The sequence below is a fragment of the Pseudomonas marginalis genome (assembly GCF_024169655.1).
Taxonomy (GTDB): Bacteria; Pseudomonadota; Gammaproteobacteria; order Pseudomonadales; family Pseudomonadaceae; genus Aquipseudomonas; species Aquipseudomonas paraveronii.
Genome location: NZ_JALJWV010000001.1, coordinates 2,385,444 through 2,401,778 on the forward strand (window position 1 = coordinate 2,385,444; position 16,335 = coordinate 2,401,778).

General features: G+C 64.3%; 19 protein-coding genes. 8 read left to right on the forward strand and 11 right to left on the reverse strand.

What is annotated here, in order from left to right:
- The first annotated feature begins 58 nt into the window (after window positions 1-58).
- The 5 genes from J2Y83_RS10785 (at window position 59) to hemN (ending at window position 5,465) form a co-directional block, all read left to right on the forward strand.
- Complete coding sequence (locus J2Y83_RS10785) at window positions 59-604, forward strand: putative natural product biosynthesis protein (protein ID WP_253395081.1); 546 nt, start codon at window positions 59-61, stop codon at window positions 602-604.
- Window positions 605-827: 223 nt separating this feature from the next.
- Window positions 828-2,144: an OprD family outer membrane porin gene (locus J2Y83_RS10790; RefSeq protein ID WP_253395083.1), complete on the forward strand. Its 1,317-nt coding sequence runs from the start codon at window positions 828-830 to the stop codon at window positions 2,142-2,144.
- 95 nt (window positions 2,145-2,239) lie between these two features.
- A complete protein-coding gene (locus J2Y83_RS10795; protein ID WP_247405576.1) occupies window positions 2,240-2,683 on the forward strand; it encodes a CopD family copper resistance protein in 444 nt (147 codons plus the stop codon).
- A gap of 90 nt (window positions 2,684-2,773) precedes the next feature.
- Window positions 2,774-4,093, forward strand: coding sequence for a coproporphyrinogen III oxidase (locus tag J2Y83_RS10800; RefSeq protein ID WP_253395085.1), 1,320 nt, complete (start codon window positions 2,774-2,776; stop codon window positions 4,091-4,093).
- Window positions 4,080-5,465: an oxygen-independent coproporphyrinogen III oxidase gene (gene hemN / locus J2Y83_RS10805; RefSeq protein WP_253395087.1), complete on the forward strand. Its 1,386-nt coding sequence runs from the start codon at window positions 4,080-4,082 to the stop codon at window positions 5,463-5,465. Before J2Y83_RS10800 ends, hemN begins: the two co-directional genes overlap by 14 nt.
- Window positions 5,466-5,533: 68 nt before the next feature.
- On the opposite strand, the gene J2Y83_RS10810 is transcribed toward hemN, so the two are convergent.
- From J2Y83_RS10810 to nirS, 11 genes are read right to left on the reverse strand one after another with little or no spacing between them, the layout of a single operon-like run.
- The gene (locus J2Y83_RS10810; RefSeq protein ID WP_253395089.1) at window positions 5,534-6,988 is read right to left on the reverse strand and encodes a cytochrome D1 domain-containing protein; all 1,455 of its coding nucleotides are present in this window, start codon (window positions 6,986-6,988) and stop codon (window positions 5,534-5,536) included.
- Window positions 6,985-7,809, reverse strand: coding sequence for a uroporphyrinogen-III C-methyltransferase (cobA, locus tag J2Y83_RS10815; RefSeq protein ID WP_253395091.1), 825 nt, complete (start codon window positions 7,807-7,809; stop codon window positions 6,985-6,987). Before cobA ends, J2Y83_RS10810 begins: the two co-directional genes overlap by 4 nt.
- A gap of 44 nt (window positions 7,810-7,853) precedes the next feature.
- A complete protein-coding gene (nirJ, locus tag J2Y83_RS10820; RefSeq protein ID WP_253395093.1) occupies window positions 7,854-9,035 on the reverse strand; it encodes a heme d1 biosynthesis radical SAM protein NirJ in 1,182 nt (393 codons plus the stop codon).
- A 12-nt stretch (window positions 9,036-9,047) separates the two neighbouring features.
- Complete coding sequence (ahbB, locus tag J2Y83_RS10825; RefSeq protein ID WP_253395095.1) at window positions 9,048-9,548, reverse strand: siroheme decarboxylase subunit beta; 501 nt, start codon at window positions 9,546-9,548, stop codon at window positions 9,048-9,050.
- Window positions 9,523-9,966 (reverse strand): Lrp/AsnC family transcriptional regulator, encoded by a 444-nt coding sequence (locus J2Y83_RS10830; RefSeq protein ID WP_247407493.1) that lies wholly within the window; start codon window positions 9,964-9,966, stop codon window positions 9,523-9,525. Before J2Y83_RS10830 ends, ahbB (J2Y83_RS10825) begins: the two co-directional genes overlap by 26 nt.
- Window positions 9,959-10,447: a siroheme decarboxylase subunit beta gene (ahbB, locus tag J2Y83_RS10835; protein ID WP_301295142.1), complete on the reverse strand. Its 489-nt coding sequence runs from the start codon at window positions 10,445-10,447 to the stop codon at window positions 9,959-9,961. The genes J2Y83_RS10830 and ahbB (J2Y83_RS10835) overlap by 8 nt, the downstream gene beginning before the upstream one ends.
- Before the next feature lie 23 nt (window positions 10,448-10,470).
- The gene (locus J2Y83_RS10840) at window positions 10,471-10,929 is read right to left on the reverse strand and encodes an Lrp/AsnC family transcriptional regulator (protein WP_247407497.1); all 459 of its coding nucleotides are present in this window, start codon (window positions 10,927-10,929) and stop codon (window positions 10,471-10,473) included.
- Window position 10,930: 1 nt separating this feature from the next.
- Window positions 10,931-12,100 (reverse strand): cytochrome D1 domain-containing protein, encoded by a 1,170-nt coding sequence (locus J2Y83_RS10845; protein ID WP_253395097.1) that lies wholly within the window; start codon window positions 12,098-12,100, stop codon window positions 10,931-10,933.
- Window positions 12,097-12,414 carry a c-type cytochrome gene (locus J2Y83_RS10850; protein WP_301294963.1) on the reverse strand — a complete coding sequence of 106 codons (318 nt, stop codon included), beginning with the start codon at window positions 12,412-12,414 and terminating at the stop codon, window positions 12,097-12,099. Before J2Y83_RS10850 ends, J2Y83_RS10845 begins: the two co-directional genes overlap by 4 nt.
- A gap of 16 nt (window positions 12,415-12,430) precedes the next feature.
- Complete coding sequence (locus tag J2Y83_RS10855) at window positions 12,431-12,745, reverse strand: c-type cytochrome (RefSeq protein WP_253395099.1); 315 nt, start codon at window positions 12,743-12,745, stop codon at window positions 12,431-12,433.
- A 24-nt stretch (window positions 12,746-12,769) separates the two neighbouring features.
- A complete protein-coding gene (gene nirS / locus J2Y83_RS10860) occupies window positions 12,770-14,368 on the reverse strand; it encodes a nitrite reductase (protein ID WP_253400374.1) in 1,599 nt (532 codons plus the stop codon).
- 270 nt (window positions 14,369-14,638) lie between these two features.
- On the opposite strand from nirS, the gene J2Y83_RS10865 reads away from it, so the two are divergent.
- Genes J2Y83_RS10865 through J2Y83_RS10875 form a run of 3 tightly spaced genes read left to right on the forward strand, consistent with a single transcriptional unit; the run spans window position 14,639 to window position 16,200 of the window.
- Window positions 14,639-15,415 (forward strand): CbbQ/NirQ/NorQ/GpvN family protein, encoded by a 777-nt coding sequence (locus tag J2Y83_RS10865; protein ID WP_253395101.1) that lies wholly within the window; start codon window positions 14,639-14,641, stop codon window positions 15,413-15,415.
- The gene (locus J2Y83_RS10870; RefSeq protein ID WP_253395103.1) at window positions 15,399-15,962 is read left to right on the forward strand and encodes a cytochrome c oxidase subunit 3; all 564 of its coding nucleotides are present in this window, start codon (window positions 15,399-15,401) and stop codon (window positions 15,960-15,962) included. The genes J2Y83_RS10865 and J2Y83_RS10870 overlap by 17 nt, the downstream gene beginning before the upstream one ends.
- Window positions 15,963-15,969: 7 nt before the next feature.
- Window positions 15,970-16,200 (forward strand): cytochrome C oxidase subunit IV family protein, encoded by a 231-nt coding sequence (locus tag J2Y83_RS10875; RefSeq protein WP_253395105.1) that lies wholly within the window; start codon window positions 15,970-15,972, stop codon window positions 16,198-16,200.
- Window positions 16,201-16,335: the final 135 nt, after the last annotated feature.

A 16,335-nucleotide genomic window follows, 5' to 3' on the forward strand; every position in this document is an offset into this window, starting at 1 on the left:
TGCCTTGGGCTTCCTGTGATCAGGAGGCGTTTTATCGTCACGACTGTGAGTGCGTTTTATGAACCCTCTATTGCCTACCGGCGCCAGCCGCTTGGTCAGCAAGGCGTCCCGTCGCCTGCGCGCGGAACCGGCGGGGCCGCAATACCCGAGCAATTCCCGCAGCTTCGTGCATCTGGATGCACGCCTGTTGCCCTATTGGCACACCTTGTTCGATATCTGCCCGGCACTGCTCAAGCTCGACCCACCCGAAGGCTTGAACCTGTTTCGCAGCTTCATGACCTGGGCCTACCGCAACCAGCCGGCGCAGGACTGGACCTGGCACCTGAACGTCTGCCGCTGGCTGCTGGGCTCGTCATACCGCGCGCAGATCGACGATGAACCGATCGACGCGTTCATGGCTGCGGCGGCGGCGCGGTGGGTGCACACCGATGACAGTCTGGCCCAGGGGGTGGTCCTGGCCTGGCAGGGTGCGGAAGTCTTCGATTGGAAGGGGCGCGCGTTTGCGCTCGTCGAACATCGGGCATTGCCAGCCCCCGCATGGGACTTCGCCTGGTGCCCGTTGACCCGGCGGGACGGCTTCAGCGGTTGGTTGCCGGTGCCATGAGGTGCCCACAGGCGGCTGCCCGTGGGGGCTTGCGAGCCCCGGCGAGGCCGCCGCGCTGGTGGGATTGTTACAAAAAATGAAAAACTGAATGACGGTTTTAGCGACTATTTCCCGGCCGCCCAACGCTATACCGTGCGCGCACCCGTTAAAGGCAGCACCACCCGACCTACAAAGAACAGGGCTGGGCTGTGACGGGTTGCCTCAATTACTTTCAGGAGCCTTCATGAATCACAAGACTTGCATGGCGCTCGCCGTCTCTCTTGGCGCTGCGCAGCAGGTGGCTGCGTCGGGTTTTATCGACGACAGCAAAGCCACTCTCGACCTGCGCAATTTCTACTACAACCAAGACACTCGTAACGCCAAGGCCCCTACGGATAAGGAGTGGGGCCAGGCGTTCATGTTCAACTACCAGTCCGGTTTCACCGAGGGTCTGGTCGGTTTTGGCCTGGACCTGCAAGCCATGTACGGCCTGCGCCTGGACGCCTCGGGGCGCGCAGGCAAGGCCGGTGAAGACAACACCCCCGGCAGCGTTTTTCCGTTGTCCGATGGCAAGGCCGCCAACGACTTCAGCAAAACCGGCGCCACCGGCAAGATGCGCATCTCCCAGACCCAGTTCAAAGCCGGCACGCTGATGCCCAAGCTGCCCGTGCTGACCACCGAAGACGGCCGGCTGTTGCCGCAGACGTTCCGTGGCTATCAAGTGGACTCCAAGGACCTGCAAGGCTTCAACCTGATCGCGGGTAAAATCGAGCAGGTACTGGACCGTAACTCCAGCAACGGCCAGGGCATGTCCATCGTCGGTGCGAATGATCCGGTCAAGGGCAAGTTCAGCAACCAGTTCTACTACGGCGGGGTGGATTACGCCGTCAGCAAGCAACTGCAACTGCAGTACTACTACGCCAGCCTGGAGAACTTTTACCAGCAGCACTTCTTGGGCCTGATCCACAACTGGCAGTTGCCGGTGGGGCAGTTCAAGACCGACCTGCGCTATTTCTACAGCACCGCCGACGGCAAGAACGCCAGCGCCGCCGGGCGTGGCGAAGGCTATGTCAGCTCGGGGTATTACGGCGCGGGCGTCAACACCGGCAAGGTCGACAACCGCCTGTGGAGTGCGCTGTTCACCTACGGCCTGTACGGGCACTCGGTGAGCCTCGGTTATCAAAAGACCACCGGCGAAAGTGACTTCCCCCATATCAACCAGGGGCAGGGCCGTTCGCTGTACCTGATCACCAACTCCCAATCGCTGAAGTTCGTCAATGCCGGGGAACAGGCCACGGTAGGCAGCTACGCCTACGACTTCACCAGCCTTGGCATTCCGGGCCTGCGCTCGAGCGTGACCTATATCCACGGTAGCCACATCCAGGCGGCGCGTCGCGATAACAGCGAGTGGGAGCGCGACCTGCGTGTCGATTACGTGATCCCCTCGGGCACGTTCAAGGGCCTGGGCCTGACCTGGCGCGGTGCGGTGTGGCGCGGTAACGACACGGCCGACAAGGACGAGACGCGACTGATCGTCAGCTACAGCATCCCGCTGCTGTAAGCCGCGCCGTCGCAACGCTTGATCGGTATCAAGGCCACGCGTTGCGCCAGGCCGCACACTGAAGTCCCAACGGCCGGTCCCCTTGAGAGGCCACCATGCTTTACCCCCTGTTTCTAGTGGCTCACCTGTTCGCCGCGCTGATCTTCATCGGTACGGTGTTTTTCGAGGTGCTGATCCTGGGGCACCTGCACCGGCAATTGCCTGCGCGGGTGATGGTATTGGTGGAGCAGGGCGTCGGCCAGCGTGCCCGGGTATTGATGCCGTGGGTGTTGCTGGTGCTGTTCGGCGCGGGCCTGGGCATGGTCTGGTTGCGTTACCTGCCAGTGCTGGCTGCGCCGTCGGCGTCTGCTTTCGGCACCTTGTTGACCCTCAAGCTGATCCTGGCTGCCAGTGTGCTCGTGCATTTTCTGCTGACCATGGCGCGCATGCGCTGGGGCTCGGTGAGTGCGCGCTATGTCCGCTGGGTGCATCTGAGCCTGTTCGCACACATGGTCGCCATTGTGCTGCTGGCCAAGGGCATGTTTTACCTGAGCTGGTAGACAGGCGGGGCTGCGACCTTGACGCATATCAAGGTGCGTTGCCGGGTCGCACCGGACAATGCACCACCGCCGCCCGAACCGGAGTCTGTCATGCGCACCCATCTTCATCCCGCTCGCTTTCGTCACGATCAAGGCGTGTTGGACCTGGCTTGCCAAACGGACACCCGCCGCTTCCATGCCGGTGTCGGCTCCCTCGACCTGTTGCGCGCCTTGCGCGACAGCCGTCAGCGCCAGCGGCCCCTGGCGCTGAACCTGCACTGGCCGACGAGTGACGTTGGCGGTGACTATTGGCACAGCCTCGCCCAGGAAATCCACCTGATCAGCTGCCAACTCGGCAACCGCCAGCCGGTCGATCACTTTCACCTGCGCGGCACCACACCGGCGTTCGCCCAGGTGCAGCAGTTGATGGCGCTGTTGCATGAGCGCTTCAACTTTCTCGACCACGACCGGGGCGACTACTGCATCGACCTCGACCCCTGGCACATGGACTGGGCCACGATGGGCCTGCTCCGCGGACAAGGCTTCAACCATGCAAGCATCGGCGTGCCGGACGCCAACCGCGAGGGGCCGCTGTGCCAGGCGCGGTATCAGGACCCGGCGCCGATCGAGTCGCTGGTGGATGCGGCCCGCACCTTCGGGTTTCGCTCGGTGAACATCGACCTCGGCTACGGGCATGCCTGGCAGACCCCAGCCAGTATCGAGCTGAAACTGACCAGCCTGATCGCCCTGGAGCCGGATCGCTTGCAAGTATTCGATTACGCCCACGCGCCTGTGCGCTATCAATCCCAACAACCCCAGGCGTTCTGCAGCGAGTCGGATAAGAGCGCCATGCGCCGTCTCTGCTTTCAGCACCTGGCGGCGGCGGGCTATCACTACATCGGTCTGGGCCAGTTCGCCCGCGCCGACGATGACCTCAAGCAAGCCCAGGAACGCGGGCGCCTGAGCCGTAACTGCGAGGGCTTCACCCTGCACGGTTATTGCGACCACGTCGGTTTCGGCCTCGGCGCCATCAGCCAGATCGACACCCTGTGCGTGCAGAACACGGCCGATGCCCGCGAGTACCGCGAACAGTTGGGTAATGCTCAGCTCGCCACGCAGCGGGGCTGGTTCCGCGAAACCTCTGACCCGGTGCGCTTGCACGTGGCCGAACGCCTGGCCTGTGACCTGGAACTGGATGTGCAGGCGGTGGAGCGGCGCTACGGCCTGGTGTTCGCGCGCTATTTCGCCTACCTGTGGCCGCTGCTGGAAGCCCTGCACCGCGACGGTCTGATCGAGCTGTCCCCGACGTTCATCTGGTTGCTGCCGGCCGGCCTGCCGCAGGTGGACGGTATTTGCGCATTGTTTGAACGGGCTGTGCTCGCCACCCCGGTCAGCGCCAACGACGAGGTGATCGACCATGAGTGCGTTTGAATTCGACCGTGCCCTGGTGCACAAATACGACCGACCGGGACCGCGCTACACCTCGTACCCGACCGCGCCGCAGTTCAACAGCGCCTTCGCCCTGGATGACTATCATCAGGCGGTCCGCGCCAGTCACCAGGTGGCCACGCCCAAGGCGTTGTCGGTGTACATCCACATCCCGTTTTGCCAGAGCCTTTGTTATTACTGCGGTTGCCACAAGATCATCACCCGCAAGACCCACCGGGCCGTGGAGTACCTGGCTTACCTCAAGCGCGAGATCCAGATGCAGGCGGCGTTGTTCGAGCGTTCCCGGCGCCTGACCCAGTTGCACCTGGGCGGCGGCACGCCGACCTATCTGGACGATACGCAACTGGCCGAGCTGATGGCCTGCCTGGCCGAACACTTCACCCTGGATGACAGCGACGCCCATGAGTTCTCCATCGAGGTCGACCCGCGCACCATCAGCGTCGAGCGGATCAACACGCTGCGCCGCCTGGGCTTCAATCGCCTGAGTTTCGGCGTGCAGGACTTCGACCCCGACGTGCAGGCGGCGGTCAATCGCGTGCAAAGCGAAGCGCAGATTCTGCAACTGGTGGCCGCAGCCCGTGAGGCACACTTCAAATCGGTGAGCGTCGACCTGATCTATGGCCTGCCGCTGCAAACCGTGGCCAGCTTCGACGTGACCTTGAGCAAGCTGATCGCCCTGCGCCCCGACCGTGTGGCCGCCTACAGTTACGCGCACCTGCCGAGCCAGATCCGCGCCCAGCGCATGATCCGCCCCGAAGACATGCCACCGCCGGCGCGCAAGCTGGAACTGCTGGAACTGACTATCCGCCGCCTGACCGAGGCCGGTTACGTCTACATCGGCATGGACCACTTTGCCTTGCCCGACGATGAACTGGCGCTGGCCCGCGCCAACGGCACCTTGCAGCGCAACTTCCAGGGCTATTCGACCCATGCCGACTGCGACCTGATCGGCCTTGGCGTATCGGCCATCGGCAAGGTCGGTGACAGTTACAGCCAGAGCGTCAAGGAGCTGTCCCAGTACTACGCCCGACTCGACGCGGGGATGCTGCCGGTGCAGCGCGGTTATCGGCTCAACCCGGATGACGTGCTGCGCCGTGAAGTGATCAACGGCCTGATGTGTGACGGCCGGGTCGACTTCCCACGGATCGAGGCGGACCACGGCGTGCGCTTCAACGACTATTTCGCCGAGGCACTGCTGCAATTGGACGAGCAGGTAGCGGACGGGCTATTGCTGATCCAGGCCGATGCGCTGCAACTGTTGCCCAAGGGCCAACTGATGGTGCGCAGCGTGGCCATGGCCTTTGACGCCTACCTGGGAGGCGCGCACAAAGGCCAGTTTTCCCGCACGGTTTGAGCGGATAGGACTGTATCCCCTGTGGGCGCTCGACAGCGCCCACAGGGGATTTTCATTTCAATTCCTGTTCAGTGTGACGTGCCTTCGGCAAATTCAACCTTGTTGCCCACGTTGTACTTGCCCGATGGTTTGTTCATCGGGATGCGCTTGATCTCCTTGAGTGTCTGGCTGTCATAGACGATCAACGCGCCATCGGTGGCCCAGATGCTCAGCAACAGGTAGCGACCATCGCGGGTGAATTCCACGTGGGCGGCGGTCTTGCCTGGCATTGGGCGCAGGGTGTGGGCGATTTCCAGGGTCTGTTTGTCGATCAGGTGAATCGCATCGTTGTCCGGCCCGAAAAACACATCGCTCCACACGTAACGCGAGTTCGCATGGCTGCGCATGAAAAACCCCGGGCCGAGGGTGGGGATCTGCTTGATCAGTTTCCAGGTCTTGAGGTCGATCACCGAGATTTGCCCCTTGCTGATATTCGGCGTGGCAAACACCCACTGGCCATTGCGCTGCCAATACGTGCCCGAACCCAGGTGCGGCATGCCGGACAGCGGGATGTCGGTGACCACGTGGCCGCTGTCCAGATCGATGACCTGGCCGCCGCCGGCCTTGCGTGAGGTGGCGATCAGTTGGCGGTAGTCGGGGGAAAACGAAAAGTCATCGAGCACGTCCTGGGCCTGGATGCGTCGGGGTTCGAAGCTCGGCTGGGCGGCGGCATAGGACAGCTCCCAGACTTCATTCACGTCCTTGAGCGCCACGATAAAGCTGTTGCGCGGCGGTGCGGTGTACACCGCGCTGACCCGGGACGCGGTGTCCAGGGTCTTGACCAGCGACAGGTCGCGGGCATCCAGCACCACCAGGTTGCCCGGCAGGTAATTGCCCACCAGCACCCAGCGTCCGTCCTTGCTCACCGCGAGGTTGCGCGTGTTGAGTGCCACGCGGGTCTCGGCGATCAGTTTCAGGTTGTGCAGGTCGTACAGGCTGATCCAGCCGTCGCGCGAGGCGAAGTACACAAAGCGTCCATCCGGTGAAAATTTCGGCCCGCCGTGGACCGCGAAATGGGTCGGGAAGCGGTCCAGCACGGCAAAGGTGTCACCGTCGAGAATGTCGATGTGATGGTCGCCGGACTCCACCACCACAAACAGGTTGAGCGGGTCGGCGTGATGCGAAGGCGTGGTCGGCAAGCGGCTCAGGTCTGCCAGCAGGGTGTGGCTGTTATGGATGTCCTGCGCGTTCCAGGTCGCCGGTGTGGCGGGCGGTTGCTGCAGGAAATTCGCCAAGCCGTCGATCTGCGCGGCACTCAGCTGTGGCGCAAACGCGGCCATCTGACTGGCCGGGCGTCCTTGCTCGATGACCTTGCGCACTTCCTCGGGCTTGATCCGCCCCAGGCTTTCCGGCAGCAGCGCCGGGCCGCTGGCGCCGATGCGGTTGAGGCCGTGGCAGCTTGCGCAGTGACGCTGGTAGTCCTCGGCCGGCGTGCCGTGGGCGGTGGTAGCCCAGAGCAAGGGCACCAGCAGCAGGCGTTTCATACCGCCACCGCTTCGCGGGCCGGCGACAGGCTGGCGGGGAAGTGCAGGGCGGCCCCGGCGAACAGGTTCACCACCTGGCCAATTACCGTCAGGGTCGGCACACCGGGTTCGCAGTCGGCGGCCATTGTCGGCAATTGGCGCAGGGTGCCACGCGCCACGTGCTGGTCGGCGCGCGCGCCGTTGCTGATCAGCGCCGCCGGGGTGTCCGCCGGCAGGCCGGCTGCCACCAGGTGTTCGGCGATCAGCGCGAGGTTCGACAGGCCCATATAGAACACCAGCGTCTGGCTCGGCTCCGCCAGGCTGGCCCAAGGCAGCTTCAACGCGCCGTCGCGTTGCAGGTGCCCGGTGACGAAGCGGCAGGAGTTGACCAGGTCGCGGTGGGTCAGGGGGATGCCGGCATAGGCGCTGCACCCGGACGCGGCGGTGATGCCCGGTACCACCTGGCAGGGCACGCCGTGGGCCAGCAGGTATTCCAGCTCCTCGGCGCCACGGCCGAAGATAAACGGGTCGCCGCCCTTGAGGCGCACCACCCGTTGGCCCTGGTCGGCCAGTTCTACCAGCAGCTCGTTGAGCTCATCCTGGGGCAGGCTGTGGCAGCCGCTGGCCTTGCCCACGTAATGGCGCGCGCAAGTCAGCGGGATCAGCGCCAACAACTCGGCGCTGACCAACCGATCGAAGACCACCGCATCGGCCTGCATCAGCAGGCTCCAGGCGCGCAGGGTCAGCAAGCGCGGGTCGCCGGGGCCGGCGCCCACCAACGCGACTTCGCCGGGGTGGAAGGGGCTGTGCAAACTGGCAGGTAAGGCGGTCGGAGTGTGCATGAGACGTCCTTGGTACATCATCAGGTGGGCTGCCCCCGGTTGTGTCACCGGGTGGTCGAGCAAGGGATCAGGTTGCAAGGCTGCAGGGCGATCTCGGCGTCGCTGAGGTGGCAACCGGGGTCGGGGCCCCAAAGGTCGCCGTCGGCCCAGGCGCGGGTGCGCGTATTGCCGTTGCAGATCGGTAGCCAGCGACACTCGGCACACCGCCCGCCGATGGTCCGCGGGTGTTCGCGCAGGCGCAGCAGCAACGGGTCGGGTTGGTCCAGCCAGAGTTGGCGGAACGTGGTGTTGCGCACGTTGCCTACCGAGTGCTGCCACCAGTACGTGTCGGGGTGGACCTCGCCGGTATTGTCGATGTTGGCGACGCCGCTGCCCGAGGCATTGCCGCCCCAGCCGTGCAGCAGGTGTTCCAGTTGCGGGTAATGCTCGGGCAGATGCTGGTGGACCCACTGCAGCAACAGCACCGCGTCGGCATCGTTGTTGCCGCTGACGAAGTCACTGTCGACGCCGTTTTCGATGTCGTGCCAGGCCTGCTGGAATATCAGCGTCATCGCATCGCGGCTCATCTGCCGGTGCGCGTCCAGCTGGCGGCTGCGTTTGCCGCGCCCGCTGTAGTTGAGGTGCGACAGGTAGAACTTCTGCACATCGTAGTCACGCATCAGCGCCAGCAGTTGCGGCAACTGCCCATGGTTTTCCTGGGTCAGGGTGGTGCGCAGGCCCACGCGAATCCCGGCCTCGCGGCACAGGCGGATAGCGTGCATCGAGCGCTGGAAACTGCCCTGCAACTGGCGAAACGCATCGTGGGTCGCCTGTAGACCGTCGATGCTGATGCCCACGTAATCGAAACGCGCGTCGGCGATCTGCTGGATATTCTGTTCGTCGATCAGCGTGCCGTTGCTCGACAGCGCGACAAAAAAACCTTTGTCGCGGGCATAGGCGCTGAGCTGGAACAGGTCTGCACGCAGCAGCGGTTCGCCGCCCGACAGAATCAGCACGCGCACCCCGGCCGCGTGCAAGTCATCGATCACCTGGAGTGCGGCCGGGGTGTCCAGTTCATCGCGAAACACACTGTCGGCGCTGGTGGCGTAACAGTGTTTGCAGGTGAGGTTGCAGCGCCGCAGCAGGTTCCAGATCACCACCGGCGGCCGGTCCTTGCCGGGCGGCGAGGTGCGGGGCGGCGGGCATTGTCCGGCCAGGGTACGCAGGTACTGACTGATCCGCAGCATGGGACGCTCCTTCTAGGTTGCCGGCGTCAGGCGCAGGCCGGTTTTTTTCAGGATGCGGCTGCTCACCAGCATCTCGTCGGCGCGGCAGGCATCGCCGAGCAGGTAGCGCAGGTGCTCGCGGTAGCTGTCGATTTCTTCGCGGCTACGCCCATGCACCATGGCGAACAGGTTGTAGGGCCAGTCGGGACGGCGCGGGCGGCGGTAGCAATGGCTGACAAACGGCTGCGCCCCGATCAATTCGCCCAGGCGCGGCATCTGCACGTCGGCCACGTCCCACACGGTCATGCCGTTGTGGCGATAACCCAGGCGGTAATGGTTGGGCACGGCGGCGACACGCCGGATCGCGCCCTCGGCCTGCAGGCGCTTGAGCAGGTCGAGGGTCGACTCGACGCTGATGCCCAACTGCTCGGCGAGCCAGGCCCAGGGATCGTCCAGCAGCGGCAGGCCAGCCTGGGTGAGGGCGACCAGGCGCAGGGCCAGGTGGTCATCAGACCGGGAAATACAGACCGACATGGTAGGTTTGCTCCTTCGGCAGATTGAGCACCGCCAACCCCGTCAGGGTCTCGATGCGGGACAGGGTGGCGGCCAGTTCCGCCTCGGTGCCGCAGGCCAGCACGAACCACATGTTCCAGCGGTGTTCGCGGCGGTAGTTGTGGGCCACCTGGGGCAATGCGTTGAGTTGTTCGGCGACCGCCTCAAACCGCGCCTCGGGCACAGTCAACGCGGCCAGGGTGAAGGCGCCACCGAGGCGCTCGACATCGAACATCGGACCGAAGCGCGTCAGCACTCCGTCTTCGAGCAGGTCATGCAGGCGGTCGAGCACTTCACTCGGCTGGCTGTGCAGTTCCTGCGCCACCTGCTGCCAGGGATCGCGCACCAGTGGCAGGCCGTGTTGCAGGCGATTGATCAGGCGCCGGTCGAGATCATCCATGGGCCCACACCTGCGACGACGGCGGCGTAAAGCGCCCGCCGCATTGCTTGAAGGCGCGGGTGCTGAACAGCAGTTGGTGCGGCAGGTCACTCAATTGCTGCTGTTCCAGCACCAGCTGGATATGCGCCGTGACCTCCTTGCGTTCGCGGCCATGCACCATGCAGAACAAGTTGTAGCGCCACTGCGGCAGGCGGCGCGGGCGCTGATAACACAGGTTGACGCCGGGCGCGTGGCCCAGGCGGTTGCCGACTTCATCCACCAGCGCATCGGGCACATCCAGCACCAGCATCGCATTGGCGACAAAGCCCAGGGCGCGGTGATTGAGCACCAGGCCGACGCGGCGGAACAGGCCTTGTTCCTGCCATTGCTGCATCTGTTGCAACACCTGGTCATGGTGCGCGCCGATCTGTTCGGCGAGGTTGTCGTAGGGCCGCGTCACGAGGGGCAAACCGCGCTCCAGGCATTGGCGCAGGTCGAGCATCTGTTCTTGGCTCAGCGGGACGATCACGGATGCGCTCCCAGGGAAAACCCGAGGTCGATGCGGTAGGCGGTGAGCATCGGCAGGTCCAGGGGGATGAGGCCGGTGTCTTGCTCCAGCTCGTCGAGGATCTGTTGCAGGTGCTGACGGTGCGGGCCGGTCAAGACAAACCACAGGTTGTATTGATGCTCGCGGACATAGTTATGGTTGACTTCCGGGTACTGGTTGACGCGCCGCGCCACCTGTTCCAGGCGTTCGACCGGCACCGCCAGGGCGGCCAGGGTGCTGGCGCCGGCGCGGGTGTGTTCGAACACCGGGCCGACCCGCGACAGCGAGCCGGCCAGTTCCAGGCGGTGCAGGCACGTCATCAACTGTGCCTCGCTGCAGCCCAGCACCTGGGCCATTTCGCGATAAGGTTCGGCGCACAGCGGCATGCCGTGCTGGTAGCGTTCGATCAATTGACGGCTGAGCAGGTCAAGGTCCATCTCAATACCCCATTTTTTGCGCGCGATTGCTGAAGAAAATTCCACTGGGACTCAAGGCCGGCAGGGTCTTGAGCAAGGTCATGCGATACGGGTCCCAGACCTGTACCTGCTCACCGTCGCGCACCGACAGCCACAGCTGTTCGCCACGCCCGGTGAACTCCATGTGCAGCACGCCGGGGCCGGGGCGCAGGTCGGCCACCACCTGGTGGGTCTCGGTGTCGATCACCTGCACGCGGTCGTTGTCCGGGTAGGCGAAATTGACCCACAACTGGCGCCCGTCCGGGCGTGCGGTGACGAAAATCGGTTGGCCGGCCACGTCGATGGCGGCGGTCTGCTGCCAACTGCGCGCATCCATCACCAGCACCTGGTGATGGCCGACGGCGGGCACAAAGGCTTGGTTATCGGCCACGGCCCAGCCTTCGAGGTGGGGCATCTTGTACACCGGCAGTTTGGCCTGGCCGCGCCCGTAATCCGCGAGCACGCGCTTTACGCCGCGCTCCGGATGCCACAGGTCGAGTTGGGCCATGCCGTCCTCACCGAACAGCCCGGCCATGTAGTAACGGCCGTCGGCGGTGATCAGCGCGTCATAGGGTTGCTCGCCAATGCCCTGGTACCGCGTGATCCGCGGGGTGTTGCCCTGGCTGAAGTCGGCGCTCCAGATCTCGCCGCTGTCGAACAGGCTGAACACGAAGCGCTGGCCGGGCGCATCCACCAGGCCCACCACCCGCGAGCGTTTGCCGTCGGCCAGGGGCGTGGCGGGAATGTCGGCGACCTGGGCCAGGGTCTGCGCATCGAACACCTTGACCCCGCCGGGTTGGTAGTTGGACACGGCAATCAGGCGCCCGTCCTGGCTGATCGCGCCGCCGATGCTGTTGCCGCCCTGGAGGATGCGTTTTTCAACGCGTTGGCGCAGCAGGTCGACTTTGCTCAGGCCGCCATCGCGGCCGAAAATGTAGGCATAGCGCTGGTCGCGGGAAAACACCGCCGAGGCGTGAGACAGGTCGCCCAAACCGTCGATCCGCCCCAGCTCCGTCATCCCGCTGGTTTCGATGATTTGCACGCTGGCGCTGGCGCGTTCGATCACCAGGCCCAGGTCGCCAGTCCCGCGCAGCGGCGGTTGGGTACAGGCGCTGAGCAGCAGGCACAGCGATAGAAGAGTGGGACGCATCATGGTGCGGGGCTTCCTTGCAGGAGGCGTTCGACCAGCCAGGCGATCTCGCCGGCACTGAGCAACGGCGCCCAGCCGGGCATCGCACGGGCAGGGCGGCCATAGGTAATGGTGGCGGTCAGGCTGTCGCGGCTGTGCCCGGCGAGAGCCGCCGGGGTGAGGGGCGGACCCAGGCCGCCGGTGAGGTACAGGCCGTGGCAGGCGCCACAGTCCTGGGTCAGCAGGTGTTCGAGGCGGGCGGCGTCCGGTGTGGCCAGCGCCCGCGCGGGAATCAGCAGGAGCAGCGCCATGGCCGTACCGATCATCGATGCATTCATGGCGCGCTCCTTGTGCTTATTTCAAGGTCAGGACCCATTCGGCCAAGACCTTGGCTTCGTCTTCCGTCACCTGATTCGGCGGCATCGGAACCGGTCCCCAATTGCCCTGGGTGCCGTTCTTGATGTGGCTGGCCAGGGTCACGGCGGCGTCTTTCACGCCGGCGTTCTTGGCTGCAACATCCTTCAAGGCCGGTCCCACCAGCTTGCTGCCCACCATGTGGCAGCCGACGCAGGGTTTGCTGTTGAACAAGGCCTGCCCATCTTGGGCGAGGGCCGGTTGCAGGCTGAATGCAGCGGTGCAGGCCAACAGTGCGAAGAGAGTATTTTTCATCGGAAGTCCTTGTGTTGATGGGGCTCAATAAATGTCGTGTTGGGTGTTGTAGACATTGAATTTTCCGGTCGGGGTGATCAGGCGCTTGTCCTTGATCACGGCTTTGAGCTTCAAGGTCTGGTCGTCGATCACCACCAGCGCCGATTCCTCGGTCTGGCCGTTCCACACCGAGAACCACACCTCGTCGCCGGCCTTGTTGTATTCCGGCTGCACCACGCGCAGCGCGCCTTGCTTGATGCCGGCGTACTCGGCGATCGGCAGCACGGTGTAGCCCTTGTCCAGATGGTCGATATCAAATACCGCTGCCGATTGGCTGAGCTTGGCGTCGGGGTTGAGGGTGGTGTCGACATACAAATGCCGGGAGTTGGGATGGGTCTTGATGAACAGCGAGCCGCCGCCCTGGCCCTTGAGCGATTCCACCTGTTTCCAGGCGAATTGCGGGTGGTCGACCGGGTCGGTGCCGATCACTGAAATGCCGCCGTCGCCCAAGTGGCTGGTGGCCCAGACCGGCCCGTAGGTAGGGTGTACGAAGTTGGCGCCACGGCCTGGGTGCGGGGTCTTGCCGACCTCGACCAACGCAGTGAGCTTGCGTTCCTTGGAGTCGATCACCGCGACCTTGTTCGAGTTGTTGGCCGCCGTCATGAAGTAGCGGTGCGTGCTGTCCCAGCCGCCGTCATGCAGGAACGGTGCGGCGTCGATGGTGGTGACGGTGAGGTTCTTGATGTCTTGGTAATTGACCAGCATCACCTTGCCGGTTTCCTTGACGTTGACGATGAACTCCGGCCATTCGTGGGAGGCGATGATCGCCGCGACGCGGGGCTCGGGGTGATATTCCTGCTTGTCGACGGTCATGCCGCGGGTGGAGACGATCTGTTTGGGCTCCAGGGTCTCGCCGTCCATGATTGTGAACTGTGGCGGCCAGTAGGAACCGGCGATGGCGTACTTGTCTTCGTAGCCCTTGAACTTCGAGGTCTCCACCGAGCGCGCCTCGATGCCGACCTTGATCTCGGCGACCTTGGTCGGTTCGGCAGGCCACAGGTCGATCATGTCGATCTTGGCGTCGCGGCCGATCACCAGCAGGTAGCGGCCCGAGGCGGAGATCCGCGAGATGTGTACGGCATAGCCGGTGTTGATCAGTTTGACGATTTTCTTGCTGTCGCCATCGATCAACGCGATCTTGCCGTCGTCGCGCAGGGTCACGGAGAACAGGTTTTCCAGGTTGAGGCTGTTCAGCTGTTTCTTCGGCCGGTCTTCGGGCTTGACCAGCACTTTCCAGGTCTTGAGGGTTTCGGCCATGCCCCATTCCGGTGGGGTTGGTGCGGTGTGCTGGATAAAGCTGGCCATGTGGGTGATCTGGGTTTTGGTCAACGCATTGGAGGTGCCCCAGTTCGGCATGCCGGCGGGGGAGCCATAGGTGATCAATGCTTCCAGGTACGCCTGGCCACGGGCCTGGGTGATGTCCGGGGTCAGTGGTTTACCGGTGGCACCCTTGCGCAGCACGCCGTGGCAACCGGCGCAGCGCTCGAAGTAAATCTGTTTGGAGGTGTCGAAGTCGGCCTGACTCATGTCCGGCGCGCCGGCGCTTTTCACTTCTGTCGGCTGGGGTGCGCCATGGGCGCTCATGGGCAGTGCCAAGGCCAGCGCGCAACTCAGTGCGGCGAGGCTCAGGGTGAAGGGTTTTCTGTTGCGAGTCAGCATTCCATTTACTCCTCAGGCGGGACCTTTACGGTGCCTCGCAACGCGGTGCGGGGCGCAGGTTCTTCGTGCCGGCACAGACTATGGCGCCATGCCGGAATACCCGCTTGACCGCGATCAAGTTCGCCGCAGGCGACGCTTGCCAGGTTGTCGCAGGCGCCCGTAGCGTGGCCGTCAAACCCGCTGTGGATGCCTGTCATGACTGAGCCCTTCTACCAACCCCTGGACAATGAACAGCTGCTGTTCGAACACGCCTGGCGCCACCGCATGCCGGTGCTGATCAAAGGCCCCACGGGCTGCGGCAAGACCCGTTTCGTGCAGCACATGGCGCATCGTCTGCACTTGCCGCTGTACACCGTGGCCTGCCACGACGACCTGAGTGCCGCCGACCTGATCGGCCGCCACCTGATCGGCGCCGAGGGCACCTGGTGGCAGGACGGCCCACTGACCCGCGCCGTGCGCGAAGGCGGCATCTGCTACCTGGACGAAGTGGTCGAGGCGCGCCAGGACACCGCCGTGGTGCTGCACCCGGTGGCCGACGACCGCCGCGAGTTGTACCTGGAACGCACCGGCGAAGTGGTCAAGGCGCCGCCGTCATTCATGCTGGTGGTGTCCTATAACCCCGGTTACCAGAACCTGCTCAAGGGCATGAAGCCCAGCACCCGCCAGCGTTTCGTCGCGATGCGCTTCGATTACCCGGCCGTCGAGGGCGAGGCGCGCATCGTCGCGCGTGAGGCCCAGGTGGACCTTGCCCTGGCGACCCAGGTGGTGCGCCTCGGCCAGGCCCTGCGCCGCCTCGATCAACACGACCTGGAAGAAGTGGCCTCCACGCGCCTGCTGATTTTTACCGCGCGCCTGATCGCTGCCGGCATGCCCATTCGCGAAGCCTGCCTGGCGTGCCTGGCCGAAGCGCTGACGGACGACCCGCACACCGTGGCCGCCTTGATGGACGTGGTCGATGTGCACTTTGCCTGAACCGCGCCGCCTGCCGGGCGACCTGGCGATGTGGTTTTTCATCCTCGCCGAGTTGTCGGTGTTCGCGATTCTGATCCTCGCGTTTGCCGTGACCCAGGTGCTCAAGCCCGAGGTGTTTGCCGAAGGGCGCGCGCAACTGGACACCTCCACCGGGCTGGCGATGACCTTGAGCCTGTTGACCGCCGGGTTGCTCGCCGCGCTGGCGTTGCAGCAGGTGCGATTGCAGCGCGGGCGACGCGGCGCCGGTTTGTTCGTCGCGGCGCTGTTGGTGGCGTTGGTCTATGTGGCGATCAAGCTCACCGAGTACGCCCACCTCGGCGCGGCCGGACTGGGCCTGGAGCACAGCACGTTTTTTACCTTGTACTGGATACTCACGGGGTTTCATTTCCTGCATGTGCTGCTGGGCATGGTGATTCTCGCGTGGCTGGCGCTGGGCTGCTGGCGCGGCGGGCTGTCGGTCGGCGGGTTGGAGTCGGGGGTGCTGTATTGGCACATGGTGGACCTGGTGTGGGTGGTGCTGTTTCCGTTGGTTTACGTGATTGGATGAGGTGCCGATGACCGCTTCCCAAGGGCTGATCGTGTGTTGGGCCGCGTTGGTGGTGCTCAGCGTCGGCACCGTGCTGGCCGGCGGCTCCGGGCTGTGGCTGGTGGTTTTGCTGCTAGCGGTGGTCAAGGCGTGGATGATTGCCGATGGGTTTATGGAGTTGCGGCATGCTCCAGGGTTTTGGCGCGCTCTGGTGCTGGGCTGGCCTGTCGTTTTGGTGTTGGTGGTGGGGCTTGTCTAGGCTCGGAGTGCCCAAGATCAAAAGCCAAAGCGAGGCGGCCGTATAGCCGACTTGATCCTGGAAGCCAGGCCTGGTCACCTGTGGGAGCTGGCTTGCCTGCGATGGCATCGCCTGGGTGGACCTGATGGACTGAGG